Origin of the sequence: Flavobacterium macacae (assembly GCF_003865365.1) — a bacterium.
GTDB classification, from domain to species: Bacteria; Bacteroidota; Bacteroidia; order Flavobacteriales; family Flavobacteriaceae; genus Flavobacterium; species Flavobacterium macacae.
In genome coordinates this window covers 142,918-162,671 of record NZ_RQVR01000010.1, presented here as the reverse complement: position 1 = coordinate 162,671, position 19,754 = coordinate 142,918, and the positions used below count along the sequence as shown (strand labels likewise).

18 protein-coding genes are annotated in these 19,754 nt (G+C 41.1%); 5 read left to right on the top strand and 13 right to left on the bottom strand.

The genetic code is table 11. The features are described 5' to 3' along the window. The 13 genes from EG849_RS10220 to EG849_RS10160 all read right to left on the bottom strand — a co-directional run. On the bottom strand, positions 1–441 hold a 441-nt coding region (locus EG849_RS10220; RefSeq protein WP_199732271.1), incomplete at its 3' end, for a phage integrase SAM-like domain-containing protein. Next, on the bottom strand, positions 438–1,001 hold the full coding sequence (locus EG849_RS10215) for a helix-turn-helix domain-containing protein (protein WP_125012983.1): 564 nt from the start codon (positions 999–1,001) through the stop codon (positions 438–440). The genes EG849_RS10215 and EG849_RS10220, both read right to left, overlap by 4 nt. Positions 1,002–1,475: 474 nt before the next feature. Next, positions 1,476–1,805 carry a hypothetical protein gene (locus EG849_RS10210; RefSeq protein WP_158611939.1) on the bottom strand — a complete coding sequence of 110 codons (330 nt, stop codon included), beginning with the start codon at positions 1,803–1,805 and terminating at the stop codon, positions 1,476–1,478. Positions 1,806–1,807: 2 nt separating this feature from the next. Continuing rightward, positions 1,808–2,056, bottom strand: a complete 249-nt coding sequence (gene avs1c, locus EG849_RS10205) for an AVAST type 1 anti-phage system protein Avs1c (protein WP_125012981.1) — start codon at positions 2,054–2,056, stop codon at positions 1,808–1,810. A 1-nt stretch (position 2,057) separates the two neighbouring features. Beyond that, a complete protein-coding gene (locus EG849_RS10200; protein WP_125012980.1) occupies positions 2,058–7,214 on the bottom strand; it encodes a S1 family peptidase in 5,157 nt (1,718 codons plus the stop codon). Then, complete coding sequence (gene avs1a / locus EG849_RS10195) at positions 7,198–8,403, bottom strand: AVAST type 1 anti-phage system MBL fold metallo-hydrolase Avs1a (protein ID WP_125012979.1); 1,206 nt, start codon at positions 8,401–8,403, stop codon at positions 7,198–7,200. The genes EG849_RS10200 and avs1a overlap by 17 nt, the downstream gene beginning before the upstream one ends. A gap of 228 nt (positions 8,404–8,631) precedes the next feature. After that, entirely contained in the window at positions 8,632–9,654 is a 1,023-nt protein-coding gene (locus EG849_RS10190; RefSeq protein WP_125012978.1) for an LLM class flavin-dependent oxidoreductase, read from the bottom strand. 431 nt (positions 9,655–10,085) lie between these two features. After that, positions 10,086–11,246, bottom strand: a complete 1,161-nt coding sequence (locus EG849_RS10185) for a hypothetical protein (RefSeq protein WP_125012977.1) — start codon at positions 11,244–11,246, stop codon at positions 10,086–10,088. Between the two features lie 18 nt (positions 11,247–11,264). After that, entirely contained in the window at positions 11,265–12,515 is a 1,251-nt protein-coding gene (locus tag EG849_RS10180) for a type II toxin-antitoxin system HipA family toxin (RefSeq protein WP_125012976.1), read from the bottom strand. A 9-nt stretch (positions 12,516–12,524) separates the two neighbouring features. Then, entirely contained in the window at positions 12,525–12,881 is a 357-nt protein-coding gene (locus tag EG849_RS10175; protein WP_233581779.1) for a helix-turn-helix transcriptional regulator, read from the bottom strand. A gap of 502 nt (positions 12,882–13,383) precedes the next feature. Then, positions 13,384–14,136 carry a glucose 1-dehydrogenase gene (locus EG849_RS10170; protein ID WP_125012975.1) on the bottom strand — a complete coding sequence of 251 codons (753 nt, stop codon included), beginning with the start codon at positions 14,134–14,136 and terminating at the stop codon, positions 13,384–13,386. Positions 14,137–14,167: 31 nt separating this feature from the next. Continuing rightward, positions 14,168–14,932, bottom strand: a complete 765-nt coding sequence (locus EG849_RS10165) for an SDR family NAD(P)-dependent oxidoreductase (protein ID WP_125012974.1) — start codon at positions 14,930–14,932, stop codon at positions 14,168–14,170. A gap of 14 nt (positions 14,933–14,946) precedes the next feature. Next, entirely contained in the window at positions 14,947–15,540 is a 594-nt protein-coding gene (locus tag EG849_RS10160; RefSeq protein ID WP_125012973.1) for an NADPH-dependent F420 reductase, read from the bottom strand. Between the two features lie 125 nt (positions 15,541–15,665). Here EG849_RS10160 and EG849_RS10155 point away from each other — a divergent pair, with 125 nt between their 5' ends. From EG849_RS10155 to EG849_RS10135, 5 genes are all read left to right on the top strand, one after another. Then, a complete protein-coding gene (locus EG849_RS10155) occupies positions 15,666–16,007 on the top strand; it encodes a winged helix-turn-helix transcriptional regulator (protein ID WP_125012972.1) in 342 nt (113 codons plus the stop codon). Positions 16,008–16,074: 67 nt separating this feature from the next. After that, the gene (locus EG849_RS10150) at positions 16,075–16,689 is read left to right on the top strand and encodes a Crp/Fnr family transcriptional regulator (RefSeq protein WP_125012971.1); all 615 of its coding nucleotides are present in this window, start codon (positions 16,075–16,077) and stop codon (positions 16,687–16,689) included. 322 nt (positions 16,690–17,011) lie between these two features. Further along, positions 17,012–17,500, top strand: a complete 489-nt coding sequence (locus EG849_RS10145; protein WP_125012970.1) for an ester cyclase — start codon at positions 17,012–17,014, stop codon at positions 17,498–17,500. Between the two features lie 447 nt (positions 17,501–17,947). Next, the gene (locus tag EG849_RS10140; protein ID WP_125012969.1) at positions 17,948–18,445 is read left to right on the top strand and encodes a peptide-methionine (S)-S-oxide reductase; all 498 of its coding nucleotides are present in this window, start codon (positions 17,948–17,950) and stop codon (positions 18,443–18,445) included. A gap of 713 nt (positions 18,446–19,158) precedes the next feature. Next, positions 19,159–19,749, top strand: a complete 591-nt coding sequence (locus EG849_RS10135; protein ID WP_125012968.1) for a sigma-70 family RNA polymerase sigma factor — start codon at positions 19,159–19,161, stop codon at positions 19,747–19,749. The last annotated feature ends 5 nt before the right edge of the window (positions 19,750–19,754 follow it).

Below are 19,754 nucleotides of genomic sequence, written 5' to 3'. Positions count from 1 at the left end.
CTCGATCAGGTCTGCATCCACCTCTTCAAACAGGAGGTCCCTGTTCTTGAGAAATTTCTCGAAATGCTTGATCGCACTTTCCCAAAGGGCCAGGTTTTTGCCGGTGCGTAGCGAGGCCTCCTTCTTAAAGAAATCCAGGAAAGACTTTCTGCCTATTTCCTTTTTCTTCAGCTCTTCCAATTCAAACGGGGTGTAGATAAATTCCTTGTTCACCTCGTTCTGCCTTCTGGAACAGATAAGTTCCGCCCGGTGCAGGTTTTCGGCATTCAGGATCTTCTCGATCTGGCTTGACGGCTTGGCTATCAGGTACAGCTTTAAAAATTCACGCCTCGAATAATTTCCAGACTCGGAATTAAAGAAGGGTGGGTAATAATCAAGGTACAGCGAGAGCTTCCCATTTGATATACTTTTTTTTCGCAATGTGACTCTTATCCTTTTCATATTCTGGCACAATTAAGAATTAGATCAATGTCTGTTTTTGCCACATAGGTGTACTTGCCCACGGTATATTTGCTTATTCCCTGCCGCTGCAGCAGAAGGTAAAGCCCTGCTGGCGAAATGCTGAATTTCTTTTGGATCTCTCCTATGCTGTAGCAGTTGTCAATCCCAGGAAATTCCTGCAGGGGTTTCATCGTCGCTTCGACTATCGGTATGGCGAAGAAGGTTTCGAGATCGCATTTTCTGACTACCGATCTTGTGCCGTACTTGGCGATGTTCAGTTCTCCTCGGTCAATTAGCCTGTAAATTGTCCGCCTGCTAATTCCTAAAAGAAGGCTCGCTTGGGTAATATTCAAGAATTCTCGTAGCCTAATCCTTTCCAAATCGGCACTAAAATTTGCTGCGGTTTCCTGGTTGCTGGCTTCGACTTTTTCATTACGGTCCTTTAGTTTATAGGCCCTGCTGTTGCATCGGTGCGAACAGTATTTTGTACGCGTCGTTTTTGCGGTAAACTGTTCCCTGCAGAATTCGCAAATTCTGATAATTTTCATGTTTGAGCTCATAGATGGCTTTTTGTGTGCCAATGTGTCTATGTGTGTCTCTGTGTGCCATAATTTCGCCGAAAAATCTTGATTTTGAGAAGATTTTTTTCGAGGTACAAATGGGGTACAAAAAAAGTGTGAACATCTGCAAACACCGCAAAGTAGCTGCAAATGAAAAACCAGCTAAATTGCTGTTTTTAAGACAATTTAACTGGTTTGTTTGTTGTTGTTTTGTGTTGTTATGTGCTCCCTATTTTCCGATACAGAAAGTAACTTTCCTTTGCTGGCAATTGTTTACAGATTTCGAGGTACAAATTAGGTACATATCAGACAAAATTATTTAATTAAAGAACATCATTTGTAAACTATTCAATACTGTCTTTTTTACATGATATTTAACTTTTCAATAACATTAAATGGATGTAAATTAAGCTTAGTGAATGATAGTTTGTATCATCCTAGTGATACTAAATGAGGGCGATTAACAGAAATAATTCATTTATTTGAAGTACCTGCATCTGAATCAATATTTTCGTTGGACTTTTTTAAAGCCTTCTCCCTTGCCTCTTTAAAGAAGTCCATTTCCATCCAATTTTGCATATTTGAATGCAACCGTATCCTTTCGTCAATCGTACTCAAGTCTATCCTGTTATTAGGCAGCGCTTTCACCTTCTTAAGGCTAGGGACGATCGAATGAAATAATCCGGGATCTCTTATTTCGTTCTCAATTTTGTATCGAACTTCCTCAATGGATAAAAAGATGTTATGCTCAAACTCAATACGCGTTGAGGGCGGAGGCATTCCGCCAAGATTTGTTTTTTTCATAATTAGTCCTCGTTATTCACACCTTCAAAATTTGCTGTTGAATTTGCAGTTAGTCTTGCCAATTCATCTACTGTATGGAAATCTATTCGGCCATTTGGTAATTTTCTCACTCGATGCAGGCTCTCCACGCTTTTTCTTGTTTCCTCAGAAAATGACATCCGCCCATGGCGTAACATTTCTTCAAGTATACAAAAATTTCTTTCGAAATCTTCGCGAGACGACAAAAAATCTCTTCTAGTTAGATTTTTCATATCAGACATCAATTTTATCGAAAACATCTTCGATATTTGCCAGCGAAATACGTCTGTTAATCGCGATGTTTAAAGAGTGTTTTACAATATATTCAAATCTGGAAAGTCCGTTGGTGCTTTCATAGAAGCTTCTATAAACATATCCATCCGATCTGATGAAGTCGGATATTGTGAGGGGTGCTACGCAACTTCCTATCGTGTCTAATAGCGTACGACAAAATGTGGCGTCAAGCAAATTCATTTCATTGAGCCTCGCAATATTCCAATCAACAGATTCTAAAAAGTCATAGTCAAGGTCTACTTCGCCCGTAGTTGCAACTGTTTCGGGGATGTTTGAAATTATTTGATCGTAAAGCGCACTGTTGCCGTTTTCCATTAAAACAATGCCGATTCTGTAAAAATTATACCTGACAGTAAAATTGCTTATTTCTTTAAATGAGGATACACCCATTTTTTCGACAGTCTTGATCAGACAGTCCGCCTGCGTGCTGGAAACTTCGTACAGAATAAATGAGGATCTTTCTGTAGAAGACAGCGTGGTGTTACTCAGCGCATGAGTAATAAGTACCGGAATAATAAGGTCAGGATCTGTCTGGCAAAGTAAGACGGTATTTTTATAAGCTCCTTCAGAAATTCGGTCAGTTGGATGATTTAGCAACCACAGCAGAAATGATGCAATTTGCTGGTCGGGAGATTCCGAAGTATCGTTGATTTCTTCAAACCAGCTGTAAGTGTCCATGCTTTCTTGGTCCGGCTGGATAAGCTCATTGAAATGATCAGATATCAGGCCATAAATATCCTTGGTTTGCGTGGCTGAAAATTTACCATTTAAGAACCATAGCAATTGACTAACGACAATCCAGGGTATTTCATCAAATTCTTCAATAAAAGGCTTTAGGTGAAGTAGTGCTTCTTCAGGATTTGATAACAGTCCCTTGATGTTTTCTCTCGCATCACTGATTTCCGTTGAAAAGTTCCCATGCCATATCATGTATTTTTTTGCCATAAAGGCGTCTACGCCCTGTTGTAAAAGCGCTTCCTTTTTTCCAGTAACATTTTTAAGCATTGTGGCCTCAAGATTGAACGCTGTAAGGGGAGTGTCATTTTTTTCTCGATATTTGGGTTCAGATGACTCTTGTGTTTGGACATCTAAATTGTAGTTGATACCTTTTTTCTTTAATAAGTCCTTAAATATTAACTTGTTGGCATGATCCAGTATTTCAAAAATTGTCGTAAGGTAGTAGTTAGCGTCCTGACCTGCTGGAAGTTTTACCGCGGTGTCTGCTGCGGAAGACAGGAATGATGCTACCTGATTCGGAAATTCCGGTACGATATTTTCTAATGCCTGCGCTAGGATATCGGTATACCGCACGCTGTATCGGTCCATATCTGTATTGATTACGAAAACTTGGGAGAATGCCCATTGTAACTGGGGCGATTTAAGTTCTACGTTTTCGAGTATCTCCAGAACTGCCCTTTCCTCGGTTAGGCTGCCTGCTCCTAAAATATAACCGTTACCGGGTAATGGCGCATCGATAGCATCCTGCTCGGCATTTTTAATAACCTGCTCGGCTGGGGGCAAGACTTCGAACTTATAATAATCAAGTGCTTCCTTAAGTCTTCCGTTTTTTATCAAAGCTCCGATAAAGTGTTCTTTTTCCTGACGCACATATCTTTGAAAGGTCATCTCCCCTGAGGCAAATTTCAGTAGTCCTGCAAACGATCTTAATTCTGACATTTGCTCATCCTCATGGTTTTTCAAGGACATGGCACGGCTGATTAATGCAAGCTGATCTTCTTTATACCAGCTCGGCCCCATCGATGATTTCAACATCTGCATAAATGTTGCCAGCGCTTTTTCACCTTCATCCGCGAGGCCATAGATTTCCATGATCCTTAATAGTTCTGGCGCCCTTTCCCACCTGTTTTGAACGCTCCCCGATACATGGGCTTCCCAAATCTCCAGCAAGACCAATAATGGCTCAATATTCTGCGACTTAACCAAAATCTTGCAAATTTCGTGAAGAGTGCTTCGAAAGCCTTCCGAGTACAGTCCCAACTGCATTTGCATTCGGGACATCAGCTTGGATATCATCGGTTCAAGTATCTCGGGGGCGAAAGCATCGGCAAGCTCGATAGCCTTGGAATATATAATGGGGAATAGGTTTTCCGGAAGATGATATGCCCTTTCCCAATACATCCGTTCATCAAACGAGAAGTCTATTGCTGAGAACGCCATCAAGAGTTCAGTTGCTACCGGTGCCGTCGGATCGCCTTTAGCCTTGCAAAGTAGGAATCTGCCTTCGATGAAACCCAAACTTTCCAAAAGTGACATGGCATAGGTTTCCCAATTCTTATGTCGCGGAAACTTTGCTGCCGTTTTCGGGAAATTGTCGGATGTATCAACATAGCCCTTGTATCTTGAATCGGAGACTATTTTATATACCTCCGAATATTCCAAGTCGACGCCATTCGATTTCCTCACATTGAAGGATTTCTGTTCGTCTTCGATAATTTCCGCAAGGATTTTTATCACCAGCGGATGGTTCTTGCTGTTATTCATGAGTGCTAATGCTATCGCCTCAGTATGCTTTTCCTGATAACCGTAGTCGCTTACAAGATTTTCGAGATCATTTACCAAATGCTCAAAGTTTTCACTTTTCGACTTGATATCAGAATTGTACTCACTAAAATCGTCGAAAATCAGCACCGCAAGGGCCCGAAGATTCGCCCATCCGTCATCTATGTCGAGGCCTGTTTGTTCTTTCACCTGACTGGAAGACGCAAAAAAATCGAATTGCCGCAAGGCATAAGCGTATAACCAGGATGAGTTTTCCTCACGCACCTGGTAGAGGGCGTCGGCGGTATCGGTTTCTCCTGCATCGCGAGCGCCATTCTCCATATTTTTTAGCATCGATAGAAGGGAGGTGCATCGAAGATATCCTCCTTTAAAATCCTCATTCATGGAAAGCGCGTTTGCCTTTACCATAACTCCAAACATCCCTAGGCTTATACCTTCTTCAGAACGTGAGGCCTCTTCGACAAATTTACGGTACTGTTTCTCTAAGGCCTCATAAAGGATGCCAGCCTCATAGAACGCTTCGCGTTCATAAAATAATTGAAGAAAGAAAATGGCATGATAATTACCTATCAGCAAGTCGTTATCCCTGACGAGGTATTTTATTGCCGCACCATAATTTTCAACCGCAATCAATGCCTGGGCGATCAGGTTTGCATGTTCGGTAAACACGCTGTCATACCGAAAATCGATGCGTTGTAGTAGAAGTAGCAGCCGGATCGTATCTGTCGTCCGCTTAAGGTCGATGGACAGACTTATGATTTGCTTGATGTCATCTAAAACAAGGTCCGGTTCAACATCGTTCAAAGCGCATTGGTCAGCCCATTCCTGATTGCAATAGTCGACAGCTATGGATTTTTGCGAGCTTTCCGAATAGTGGTACAATAGGTTATTTGCCGAAAGATCCGATTCCGGATTGGCCTGCAGATAATTTGCGATATAGTCATTTGCCAGAGCGCTCTCACTCGCTGTTTTTGATTTTACATATCTTTTGAAAGAGGTGTGATAGACCTCAAAATAATTTTTCCCGGAGAGCAGAAATTTTATCGAATCAAAAACAGACGTAAAGCTTAGCTTAAGAGATTCTGGTAGAATCTGATATGCTTCGTCTTTTGAGATAGGCTGCCTAACGTGGGAAAATACAATGATGGTCCACAGCATAACCGGGTTTTCATAAAATCTTTCCCATATTGAGTTGTAATAATTGGTAATATCACCTTGTATCGTGGGTATTTTAGACAGCCACTCATCTAACTGGTCGCTGAAGAATTCCGGATCGGTATTTTTCAGGAAACCTATCAGGTACCGCAGATAAAGAGGATGTCCCTCTGATTTTTCCGCCAGATGCTGCGTGGCATCTGCCGACAGAAGTTCCGGGCCTAATTCTTCCAAGATCAGCCCTTCGCATTGTGCCATAGACAGAGGCGTAACGGCAATCATCTGGTCAATATCGAGAAGACTCCTGTATACTGAGGGCAAAACCTGGACTGAAGTGGAAGAGAGGATAATCTTTACACCTGTCGGAAGCGTTGTCGGTAATATTCCGAGAAACTCCTCCAACGAAGCGACTTCGTCCAGACCATCGATAATCAGGCATCCGATTAGATTTTTCTCCATATAATATGCTCCTAGTTCCGCCAAGAGATCACCAAGTCGTGCGAGCCTTTCCTCGAATGAATGTTCATCCTTTGGAAGTCGCTGGCCGGTGATGGTTGTTGCAATAACATTTTCCAGAAACTCCAGGAAATACCCTTTCGACCTGCGTAAGGCTAAAGGTTCGTTGTCATTAGGAATTTTTAGAAAATACCTGCCGGTAATGACCAAAGATTTATCTTTTGGCATAAAGGACGCCGAAAGCGTTGATTTTCCTGATCCTGGAGATCCATGTAACAAAAACCAACTTTTTTCAGTCAGCAGGGCATCTTCCAATATTTTAATTACCGCACGATTCGGTCTTGCGGAAAGCACATGGTCCTCAAAACCTTTTGGAATATCATAGGTAGGAATGTTCTTCTCAAATTCCAAATCATTATCCTCTAAAAATTCGGAAGCTTTTTGGATGCTGATTAATGAGAGGCGATCGTTAAGCTGTCGTTGGATGACCCCTGTAACCCTTCCTTCAATAAAAACAGGTGCGCCCGATAGTCCCTCGTAGTCAAAGTTTGGGTCAATATCAAGATCACTGATAGTGAAATCGCTTATCTCATCTTTCAGGTTTTGACTGATCTTTCCATTGAAGCTTAGTATAGACGGAGTGGAAGATTTAAGCGGAAACCCAAAGATCTGAACTGATTCCCGCAACCGGATGATGCTTGCTTCCAATGGCAATGGTTTGAACAACTCCTCGCTGTAACCCAATATGCAAAGGTCAAGTTCTATTGAAAAAATCAGGACGTTACAATCCAGAACCTTCCCTCCAGTTTTAATGAATACTTTGTGGCCGTCGATATGGTCCACGATAACGTGATAGCAACTTAAGATTTTATTTCCGGCAACGACAAATCCGGTCCCTCTTTCATCGCCACAGTGTATCTCCAGGCAGGATTCCATGGCTTGGGATGGGCTAATTATTTTTTTCATTGAAATTGATGCTTATCGCTGTACCATGGGATACAACACATTCATAATTGTACTTTTCCTTGAGTGGATCGATGTTTATATTTTTGATGATTTGGACGGGATAATTAAAGTAAAGTGTTCTTTTGAAATCCGTTTTCCGCGCCACAACTCGTGCTATAGTTTCAATATCCGGATGATCAGATGAGTTCCCGTTTGTTGAAATTAAATACTTCTGCGAGTCGACTAAACTCAGCAGCTCATTGTTTGTATTGAGTGCGCTCCCATGATGCGAGATTTTGATTGCATCGAAGAAAAGTGGAAATTCCTCAATTGGATAAAGGAGCATCAGGCTTTCCGAAATAACCGAGGGGTGTGAATCCCCGAGGAATAAAATTCTAGCATTATCAGACGTCAATATAAAAGAAATTGAGCTACCGTTCGCGGCAGCGTTGTCTTCGATAAAATCCGTTACCGAAAGCGCGTTGAGATCGACGGATCCGGCCGAGATGTTTTTCTTATCTAAAACCTTGGTTTCTTTTTCACCGGAGACTACGAATTCAAAAGCATCATCGATAAACCCGGCAGCACTGTCATCATTCACATACCCCAGTTTGTAAAGGGCTTTTAACCAGTATCCCTTCAATTTTTCAAGTTTTTGCTGGTTGGGTGAAAGCAGCTGAATCTTAAAACTACCGATTTCGACAGGTTCGTTCTGAAAAGAAACAGCAGCGTTTCTGAATTGTTTGTTCCAATTGTATTTACCGTCATGTACTAATTTTGCCAGGGTCGAGCCTTTTTTTGCACTTACGTTTTTTGGCGTATCCGGGATATCTTCTTTTATGATAGCCATGATATTTAACTCGCTGACCTTCTTTAACGAAGGAGCTTCAAATTTTTTTGAGTCCTCGGGTTTTATTTGCAGGTGACGATAGGAATTATGCCAGATATTATCAATTTCTATAAACCTATTGTCGTTGTTCTCTTCTAGGAGCTTGTTTACACCAGATATGTGGTCCCTATCAATGTGGGTTATCACAACAAGATCCAATTTTTCCTTCCGTCTAGCGATTTCCTGCAACTCCGTTTTTAAGAAATTTCGATAGGTGTTTACGTACCCACCGTCTATTAGGATATTTGTAGCATTTGAGGATACCAGGAAGGAATCGCCATTCAAGGCGGGAAAAAAATTAATGACAGTTTCACTTTTCATTTTTTGAATTTAGTGGTTAGGATGGAAGTTTGAAAAAAATTCAGGGATTTCTCCCTAAAGTTTTTTAAAGACCTAAATTTAAGTGATAAACTATATCAAACGATTTTAGCAAATAAACTCGTTTTGCTTTCGGAATGATGGAGCACGTTACCATAACTAGATTGAACATCAGACAATTAATTGTCTTAAAGATCAACTGGATTGCACTCGACAATGCGATTGCTATTCTTAACGCCATCCCAATGCTGGGGCAACATGGTCAAGGATTGAAGACATCACGTGGATATTGTATTCAACACCAAGTGTGTTTGGAATGGTCAGCAGAATCGTATCTGCTTCCTGCAAGGCTTCGTCCTGTGCGAGCTCTTTTATCAGCTGGTCCGGTTCGGCCGCAAAACTTTTTCCAAAAATGGCACGCTGATCCGCTTCAATATATCCAAAACTATCTGATCCTTTTCCTTGTTGGCCAAAGTACAACCTATCTTGGTCATTTATAAGAGCAAAGATCGAACGGCTAACCGATACCCTCGGTTCGCGCTCGTGTCCGGCTTTTTTCCAGGCATCTTTGTAAAGCCTGATCTGTTCTGCCTGCTGGATGTGGAAGGGTTTGCCGCTCTCGTCAAATTTTAATGTTGAACTTTGTAGGTTCATGCCGTGCTCGGCGGCCCAAACTGCTGTAGCATTTGAAGCTGCTCCCCACCAGATACGATCACTCAATCCGTCAGAATATGGTTCCAGTCGTAGTAGCCCTGGTGGATTGGGAAACATCGGATTTGGGTTAGGTTCCGCAAAGCCCACACCTTTCAGTCTATCTAGAAATACCATCGCCTTTTCTCTTCCCATTTCGGCATCGCTTTCACCTTCGGCCGTTTCGTAACCGAAATGGCGCCAACCTTCGATCACCTGTTCGGGCGAGCCACGACTGATACCTAGCTGAAGTCTACCTCCGGAAATCAGGTCGGCAGCTCCGGCGTCTTCCACCATATAGTATGGATTCTCATATCGCATGTCAATTACACCGGTCCCAATTTCAATCTTACTGGTTTTGGCGCCTATCGCAGAAAGAAGTGGAAATGGCGAAGCCAATTGCCGAGCAAAGTGATGCACTCTGAAATATGCGCCGTCCATACCGATCTCCTCTGCAGCGACAGCTAAATCAATGGACTGCAGCAAAGTGTCAGCCGCGGTGCGTGTTTTGTAAGCAGGATGATCCGCCCAATGTCCGAATGATAAGAATCCTATTTTTTTCATCTTTGTCAGCTATTGTATGCAAATATAAGCATTGAAAATGTTTTTTATTTTAATGGGACGTTTCTAAGTAAAGTCAGCAAATAAACTTTGAAAGCCTCGATGCTTGATGATTTCTGTGACATTGATGGCTTACCGGACTTCAATCGGTGAATCTTTTAATTGTATGGCTCTCTTTATCAATTATAAATTCTTCTTCAATCGACGGTCCTAACGCCATCAGGTCTTAATTCTTTTGACCGTGATAAATTTGCCGTAGGTCCATCGATAAAATATGCAATTAAGATTTAATTGCCGGTAATCACTTTCAGATTCCGATAATCCAAAAGTCTTTCCATATGCCAATAAAAATTATTTTCGCAAATATATTAAGAAGTGAATGAGAAACGTCTCTAAACTAGACACTTTATCCTTTATTACACCACACATATTTATCAATCTGTAAATTTATAACGGTCAACATACTTTATTTCCCCGTCGCCATAGAAACCTTCTTCTTGTCGTAAGGCTTCTTCCAATTCTTCATCGTGTTCCCAATCATGTTGTGCAAATCCCCAATTCAGATTGAAATATTCACCATCCTTATAGGCTGAAACGCCCAAACACTTGCTTAGTTGCCTTTTATATTTGTAAACGTCTATAGAGTTGAGAAGGGCATTTTTCCATAAGGCCGCAACGTCATTCATCAATGGTATAAATACGAAGCCGCAACCTGTTCTTGATACCATAAAGCGATATGGAACCGAAAAAGAATTTTCTTTGACATGCTCAATCATCTTCGAATACCTCTCCTTGAACATTGCTAACTCATTGCGGTTTAATTTAGCAATTTCCCTAATGATAGGATAATATACGTCGGGACTTCTATCACTTTCTACTGGTATTTTATCAACGAAATTTTCAAGCATAAATGATAAATCAAAATCATCAAAATCAGATTTCAGCTTCGTGAATGATTGAATGTGTTCTGGATTAATTGTACTCACATAATCAGTTTTTAAAAAATGCCCTAAGATGTATTGTTCCGGATATGATGTAATTATTTCCGGATGCTTTAAGAAAATTTTCTCTCTAAACTTTAGGTATTGATCAAGTTCAGAAGGTGTTATCAAAATTTCACATATTCCCAAGTAATCTTCAACATCAAATAAGTGAATATTTCCAATTACGCTACTGCGGCAAAATTTAAGCGATCTATTTTCAGCAGCGATTAATGAACTGTTTGACTTATAAATAATCAATTTATTTATTCGCGTAGTATCGGCTTTGGAAATATCGACAGTATGATTTCGAACATTTTTTACTTTAATTTCAGTATATAAGCTAAAGAAATTGAGAGAATCTTTTACTTGATTTTTTGCCTTCTTTAAAACTGTATTATCAAACCATTTGTTCTCCTCCAGTTCTGTTTTAACATCCCTTATGTTTCTTTCTTTAACTTGGATAATAAACAATAAATCATCTATCCACATTACGTTATCTGCCAATTCCTTTTGCCCGTCGGGTGTGATGAAATCATTCTTGTGAAAAGTGAATTCCTTATAAAAAACATTCGAGCTAATTTTTGTAACGAGATTTTCTGATTCAGTTTGCATATTACATCACTATTAATATCATATAATAAAGGCGGCTTCCATTAATTCTTGTTCTCCTCTTGGAATCCCGATTTTTTTTGCAATTGCTTTCCAGTTGCTGACTGCGGACGTCACTTCATTTATTATATCATCCATCTGGGTGTTATTTAAGCGGAAATAGTCTCCGACACTCCTAGCCAAATTATAATCAAGAGCATTATTATCGGTATCGATATTGAGTGCCAGGCCATCTTTGTCTATCGAAGGATTTATGTCATAAGCGGGTGAGAGGATCCAGCCTTCATCGGTCAATATAAATCCGTGGTTACGCAAGTGGTCATCGGTATTGGAAATGGCGATGTTAAATACAATCCTGCGCCATAGTTGGTGCAGGTTTTCAGTGATTTTTGCCCCATTGTTCTGAATGAAGTCGGCGATATCAAGATAACTCGCCGTATTATCGCGAATGGTGTCCTCATTGTTGCCGGTCATTGTCATCGCAGAAGCGAAATGTATCCTTTCACCATTTTCGCGGTCGAAGCGTTTTGTGAAAAAGGTATTGTAATTGCCGGCAATCTTTTCTATCCTGCTGGGTGCCATTTGTACACCGGCATTTATGGCCAGTTCGTAAGCGAGCATTTCCCATGCTGCCTTATCGATGGTATCACTCTTTGAAGGAAATTTGGCAATCCAGGGTTCTTTATGTGGGTCTAGTATATTGGCCTTTGGACGTGCTCCGCCAAGCGACGAACCCGGAGCCATCAGTACTGCGAGGTATTTATATACGGATTCGCTGTCTTCATCATTTTCCAGCATTTTGGCCGCATTTTGGAGTTCCCTGATTGACGACCATGGCGGGGTAGGATTGGCATTATTGTCATCTAAAAACGGTCCGTCGGGGTCAGTTTTAAAACGTAATGCTCCCATACGGCTTTCATCATAAACGCCTAAAAGGTAGTCTATGTCATAAAGCGTTCGTGCTTTTTCTCCACTCGCTTTTGCCTCCTGGCTTACACGCCGTTTCATTAGCGTGCGTCCCCAGGTATCGGGCATGCTGTCGAGAAATATACCGAAATTTTCTTTGTTGTTTGGAAATTGCGGACCTGAATAAAACTGAATATCGGGATCGAGCAGCATTTGCTGTTTTGATTTAATCCATTCTTTGTCGTATTCAAAGCTGAAAGCTTTCTTGCCTTTGGCAAAATGCGCAGACAGGATACCCGTCAATTCAGGTTCCTGCATGCCTTTCCAATGGGCGTAAACGTATATGTCATATTTGTTCTGTGCCATCTGTCCTTATTATAATAGCTCCAAGTCCTGCAACTTCCTTCCAAAAACATCATCTGCGGCAAGCTTTAGAAAATCTTCCTGAAGACCCAATGCACGAAGTACATTAAAATAAGCACCAATAGATACACCTGGATTACCCTGTTCTATAAGATAAAGAGTAGACCTGGCAATATCTGCCCGTTCTGACAATTGAACGGTAGTAAGTTTACGTCTTTTCCTTGCCAGTTTTATATTTTCTCCCATCTGTTCCATCATCTTCTCATACTTAGGATAGATGATCTGTTTCTTCCTATTCATGCTCTTGTTATGTGTAATATGTTTGTTATTACATACAAAAATATTCATTTTGTCTGAAATAACAATCATTTTTATCTTTATTTTATGTTTATTTTCCTTATCATCTTTCTGTGCAGGCTGCTGTGCATAAAAATATTTTAGCTGATAATTTGAGTGAGTTCAGTTTTGAGGAAAAGCGTGATTAGTTGAATGCGACAAAAGCACTCATTATTTTACCTCTTATGGCAAACCCTGTTTTCCAATACTCTAGGCAATAAGCTTTTCTATTCTTCGTCAAGTGCATAGCGTTGTGATACTAACCCTCAGTAGTTTTGATGTTTTTCGCGGGTTACGAGTATAATTTTATATTGACATTGCAAACCGTAGGGCTACGATTTGATTTACGCTTTAAGTTTGGGTGAGTTCCTGTAGTCACGAGATTATGGATCACGCTTGGCAAAGGATGACTAACACGATTGCCAATAGCATACTTTATGAACAATTTAGGACATTGGGTATAATTAAAGCAGCCGACTTTTTGCCGGCTGCCTTAATATGCTTTTATAGTGTTAAACCAATAACCTTAGCTCGGTTATTTTGCTAAATAGGTCATCCCTCCATCTACGATAAGTTCCGCTCCAAGCATAAATGAAGAATCATCAGAAGCGAGAAAGACTGCCGTCTTGCCAATGTCAGATGGTTGTCCGATCCTACCAATCGGCATTTGGGCAGCAAAGTGTGTCTTTGTAGCTTCAATTTGTTCTATAGGGACAAACTTTTCAAAGGCCGGAGTATCTGTCGTACCTGGCGTAATTACATTTACTCTGATCGCCCTGGATAGGAGGTCATTTGAAAATGCTTTTGCAAAAAATATCACTGCGGCTTTGGCAGCGCCATAAAGCCCGAATGAGGGATATGCGCGGTGAGCGGCATTTGACCCGATTAGAATAATTGAGCTGCCGTTGTTCATATATGGGAGTGCCTTGTTAACCGTGAAGTAGACACTTTTGAGATTTAAGTTCATTGCCATGTCATATTCTGCTTCTCCCAGATTTTCTACAGTCCCAACCGTTCCAGCTCCAGCATTGGCAACTATTGCATCGATCTTACCAAATTTTTCAGATGTTGCTGCAAAAACTTTTTCCAAGTCGGCAATATTCGTCACATCAGCATTGATTCCGATAAATTGTTCTCCAAGCTTTGCTACAGCAAGATCCAAAGTCTCCTGGTTTCTGCCCACAATCACGCCTTTTGCACCTTCATTTTTAAATTCTTGTGCAATGCCAAGGCCAATGCCACTATTGCCGCCGGTAATTACTACTACTTTATTTTTTAATTTACTCATTTTATTTATTTTAGACTGTTATTGATAAAATTTAAAAACCATACAAACCACCCGAAACGGCAATATTCTCTCCCGTTATCCATGCCGCATCATCGGAGCCAAGAAATACGGCAGCTTTTGAGACGTCTTGAGGCTGACCCCGTCTGCCAAGGGGTGTGTTGTCTATAAACATTTTTTCCGCATCACTTCCAGCAGTAACCCCTGCATTGGTTGCGCCTTCAGTTTCCGTAGCGCCCGGCAGAATGGAATTGACGCGAATATTTTTTGCGCCAAGTTCTTTCGACAATGAAATAGTCATGGCGTTTATCGCCGCTTTAGTTGCGGAATATAACATGACGCCAGCCATCGGCAGTTTTGCCGCAACCGAACTGATGTTTATTATACTGCCACCCTTATCACCAAACAGGGGCAGGGATTTTTGGATGGCCAGAGCGGTGCCCAAAACATTAGTATCGAAATGCTTGTGGAAATTTTCTACCGTGACCTGTTCGATCGGCAGATATTGTTGATGGGCAGCGTTGTTTACCAAAATATCCAATGTGCCAAAAGCTTTCTTTGTTTCCTCAAATAGCCGGTTTACATCGGTTTCTTTTGATATATCGCCTTGTACCGCAATCGCAATACCACCATTCTCAGTTATGGCTTTGACAACTTTATCCGCAGCCTCCCTGCTGGATGCGTAATTTATTACAACCTTTGCGCCTTCGTCGGCAAAATGTCTTGCGATAGCCGCACCAATTCCTTTTGAGCCGCCAGTAATGACGGCAACTTTGTTTTTTAATCTGTATGTCTTCATAGTTCCTTAATTTATTATTTTGTTTTGATAAGATTTAATGTTGCTAATTGTCCGCCTGGGAAACGTTGAAATTTTCCGCCTTCATTCAGGCTTCCCAAGTCGATACCTGCGAATCCGATGCGACTTATAATGTCCAAAACAGTGCTTTTTGCATCCTCATCATTTCCTGAATAGAAAATCACTCTGTTGCCATTATCGGTATGCGGATTTTCTGCCAGCACATGAGCATACAGCGTATTAAAGGCTTTAACCACTTTTGCACCCTTTGCCCATTGGCTCACAACTTCGCTGGATGTTTTTGAGCCTGGCTCTGCCAACACAAATTCTTGTGGATTTGCATTGGTCATGTCAATCAGAATTTTACCCTCAACTGAAACGGCAGAGAGTGCTTCCTGTGCGTGTTCCCATCGAACCGCGAGAAATACTACATCGGCTTGTGCTGCTTCCTGTGCTGAGCCGCTACTGATTTTACCGTTGATTTGATTCACTTTTTCCGTCAGCGTATCGCCACCGCGGCTGTTGCTGACAATTACTTCATAACCTGCTTTGGCTAGGTGTTTTGCGATTGTAGTACCGATTGATCCGGCACCTATAATTCCTATCTTCATTTTTAAATTTAATTGTTAAACAATTTTCATTACTTTTGTTACGCAAAGATACTATCAATAGTTTATATTTGTAACTAATATGTTTCATTCTAGTTACCGTCAGGTAACCACAAAATATAAAAGACATGAGAGACGAGAAATTTTGCAATTCAAATTGCCCCTTTACCAGAGCCATTGGCACTATTGGAAATAAATGGAAACCCATGATCATAAACGTGATCAGCACCCGTACTATTCGCTTTGGCCAGATGGATGCCATAATACCCCATATCTCTAGGAAAGTACTCACCGAGCAGTTAAAAGAGCTGGAAGAGGATGGTCTTTTGGAAAGATTGGCTTATAAGGAATTACCGCCAAGAGTAGAATATAAATTGTCTGAGAAGGGATTAGCATTCCTTCCTATATTAGAGGCAATTAAAGAATGGCAGGGTAAGTTTGAGATAATGCCGCCTGTGAACAGCAATTGATTTGGAGCTGGCATTGATTAAAGCCTGCCTTCAATACTATTTCAAATGACCTTAAATTTGAGCCAACATGCCCATTCAGAAACTTATAAACTATTTCGGCAGCATTCTTCCGCTGAGCGACCAAGAAATTGAAGCTGTAGCAAGAGTATCGATTGAAAGAAAAATCAAGCGGAGGCAATTTATTTTGCAGGATGGAGACCGCTGCAGGCATTATACTTTTGTCGTTAGTGGTTGCTTCAAGATGTATAGTGTTGACCCAGAAGGCAAAGAACACAACTTACAGTTTGGTGCAGAAAATGCATGGCTGACGGACATGGCGAGCTTCCATTCTATAAAGCCGTCTGATCTTAAGAATCCCAATGCAGGGATTCCCAGCAGATTATATATTGAAGCCATTGAGCCATCATCAATAATCCAGATAGGCCTTATGGATTTGGTTTTCCTATTTGAGAACTTCCCAAAGTTCAACAGGATATTTAGGATAATTATTGAAAATAATTTTATTGAACTTCAAGAAAGGGTGTTGCAAAATATCAGTTGCACTGCAGAACAACGCTACTGCGCATTCCTAAATCAATATCCCGAACTTTCAAAGCGACTTCCGAATACTCAGATCGCTTCTTTTCTTGGAATAACTCCAGAATTTTTAAGCAGTATAAGAAAAACGATTGCCAACAGATAGGACTATCCTTAAATTATATTAACCCAATTTATTTAAATATCTTATTGGCTGGTTCTTAAAAGTAATCTAACCTTTGCGTCATACATGCAGTATTTAAAATTATGACAAAATTGACAGCACCTCTCAAGCGCCAAGATGTTCTGATTCAAATGGATGGTTAGAAAATGCATCTGCATTTTTGGAAGAACATAGGTAATTGCCAGACCTTTAAAAATATTAAGGATTCGAATATGCCCATTGGCTGTGTGTTGAAAGCGTCAGTTGGTTGACGCCAGGGAGAAATAAAAGAACGATTTACATTCATATAAAAAAATAAACGATCATGAAACAGCTCATTACGCCACTGTTGGCACTTATGCTCCTTAGCGGCTGCAAAGTGCAAAATCAAAATAACCAAAAAACAAACCCTATGACTTCCAAAAAAAACAAAGAGGTGGTGATCAGGTTCAACAAGGAATTTTTTGAATTAGGAAACACTTCCATTACAAAAGAACTGCTGGCTGATTCCTTTATAAATCATACTGCCCCGGCAAATACCTCAAAAGACGCAAGCGTGATGATTCAATTTATAACGGGCTTTCATAAGGGCTTTTCGGATATTTCCGTGCAGATTAACGAAGTGCTGGCCGAAGGCGACAAAGTTTCCTTGCGGAAAACGATAACTGCTACACATACCGGTGACTTTATGGGAAAAAAAGCCAGTGGAAAAAAATTAGAGCTGAATGTCATTGAGATTGATGTCCTCAAGGATGGCAAGATAACTGACCATTGGCGCAAAAACGATTTTGCTCAAATTTTGCAAGGGCTTTAAATCTGAAACTTTGTAGTTTCATATTAGCCTTTCGCGTATCTATAGATCAAGTATGATTCGAAACTTCTATTACAAGTACTTTGTACGGTGCCCCACTAGTTCTTTTAGACGCTGGGATTAAATACCTTTACTCATAAAAGTTTTTCATATGACAACAAACACTTTTGTTTCTTAACTTGTTCTATCTCTTCCATCTCATTGAGGTTATCATCATTGAACTTTTAAACGCCTCTTTACAGAAATTTCGGTATCATTTTGGTTTGTGTTGATAAGAAAAATTTTGTAGTTTTTATATTTGTGTAAGGCTTTTTGTTTTTCCACTACTAAACAAGCGGATGAGGTTCTGTCCCGTCATACTTGTTACTGTAATAGTACCTGTATTGTGGAGATCATGTTGCCAGATGGAATAGTGTTGGAGTTTAAGCTTCGGTAATAGAAGAAAAAAGTATGGGGACAATAAGCAAATTGGGTTTTGGAGGAGGTTGCCACTGGTGCACCGAAGCAGTGTTTCAGGCTTTGCATGGTGTTGAGAAGGTCGAGCAGGGCTGGATCGCTTCTGACGTCCCCTTTGATAATTTTTCTGAAGGCGTTGTCGTAGATTTTGACAGCAGCATTATTTCCAGCGATGTCCTTATCGAAGTGCACCTGCTGACCCACAGCAGTGCAAATGAGCATAGCATGAGGGATAAATACCGTTCGGCGATATACTATTTTGACCAGAAGGACAGTCCGGTCCTGCAAGAAAGCCTGGCACGTCTCTCCATTGAGAACCAAAGCCGGTACATCACTAAAATATTACCCTTCAGGAAATTCCGCCTGAACGCGGAAAATCAATTGAATTACTACAGCAAAAACAAGACAGCACCATTCTGCCAAGTTTACATCAGTCCAAAACTCGCTGTTTTGAGAAGCAGGTTTGCGGCTAAAGTGAGAGATGATTTCTGATTGCGGAAAATGAATTTTTCATTCACCAAAACAATTTAAAAGTACAAAGATTAATCCCGACATTAGGTTGCTATGCAACTTCCGGCCATAATTGGCCGTTTTTGTACAAATTGCGAGATTATAACTTCCTCAGTTGTCCCAGTTTCCTTTTTTTAGTACTGATTAGTTAAGTTGCTGGCTATTCAGTTGCATGTTGGCCATCACTCCCGGGAAGATATTTACAACTTGCCTAAAACTCCTAATTCCATTATTGAAAAATGGATTTTTAGGCATTTTGCCATCCTCATTATCAGGTAAATTTGTTTCGCTCCTATTCGATGGTTGCGAAGGATATATGACATGCCTGGCCTTGCCAATGTATGGAAAAATTGCTTTCGTGATTGGTTCTGAAGGGATGGTGAGGTTGCTTAGGAATGTGTTTCAAAAGTATTGGCAACAGGTATACAAGTCGTCGCACATTGTTGTTGGAAAATAAGGCTATCATTTGCCTGCTGCAAGTCTGCGCGAGATGTCACTGTGAAGCCATACCGAGGCCATCGTTCCCAATACCCCATCAATAATATCTTCAGCGCGCCGGTCAGGGGCCAAACGATTTCCTTTTGGAAAGGCACCCTGTTACCGCTGCCGTACTAGGAACCGTAAGCGGATACCGGCTGTCAGGATATTTTTCATCTACGAGGGGCATAGATCAGTAAACAGACAACACAATATAGATGTACAAAGGATCAGATCCAAATGAAAAATCAAGAACCCTCCTGGATCCAAACTCCTGGGTGGAATTATATGCAGACTATCTTTACGGCTACTCCCTGACGAAAATAAAAAGTACCGAGGTCGCGAAGGACCTGGTCCAGGAAACGTTCCTGTCAGCGCTGCAGGGAGCCGATAGCTTCCACGGACTGTGTTCGGAGAAGACCTGGCTTACGGCTATTCTCAAGAACAAGATTGTGGATTTCTATCGAAAAGAGGCCGCAAAATTTCAGAACCGCCCCGGGCCGGCTGCCGCTGAAAATCAGGCTTTTTTCGAAGCTGAAGATGGCCGCTGGGCTGCGCAGCATTACCCTGTCGGCAACTGGGACGTGCAGCCGGACGCGATGCATACCCTGGAGTTCCAGCAAATACTCAAGGCGTGCATGGCGAAGCTGCCCCCACTATGGTCATCGGTATTCACGATGAAACACCTTGATGACGAGGAAAGCGAGGCCATTATGAGGCATCTGAACCTAACCGCGTCAAATTATTGGGTGATCATACACCGGGCGAAGGTCAATTTGAGGTCTTGCCTGCAAAAGAATTGGATCTAACTCAA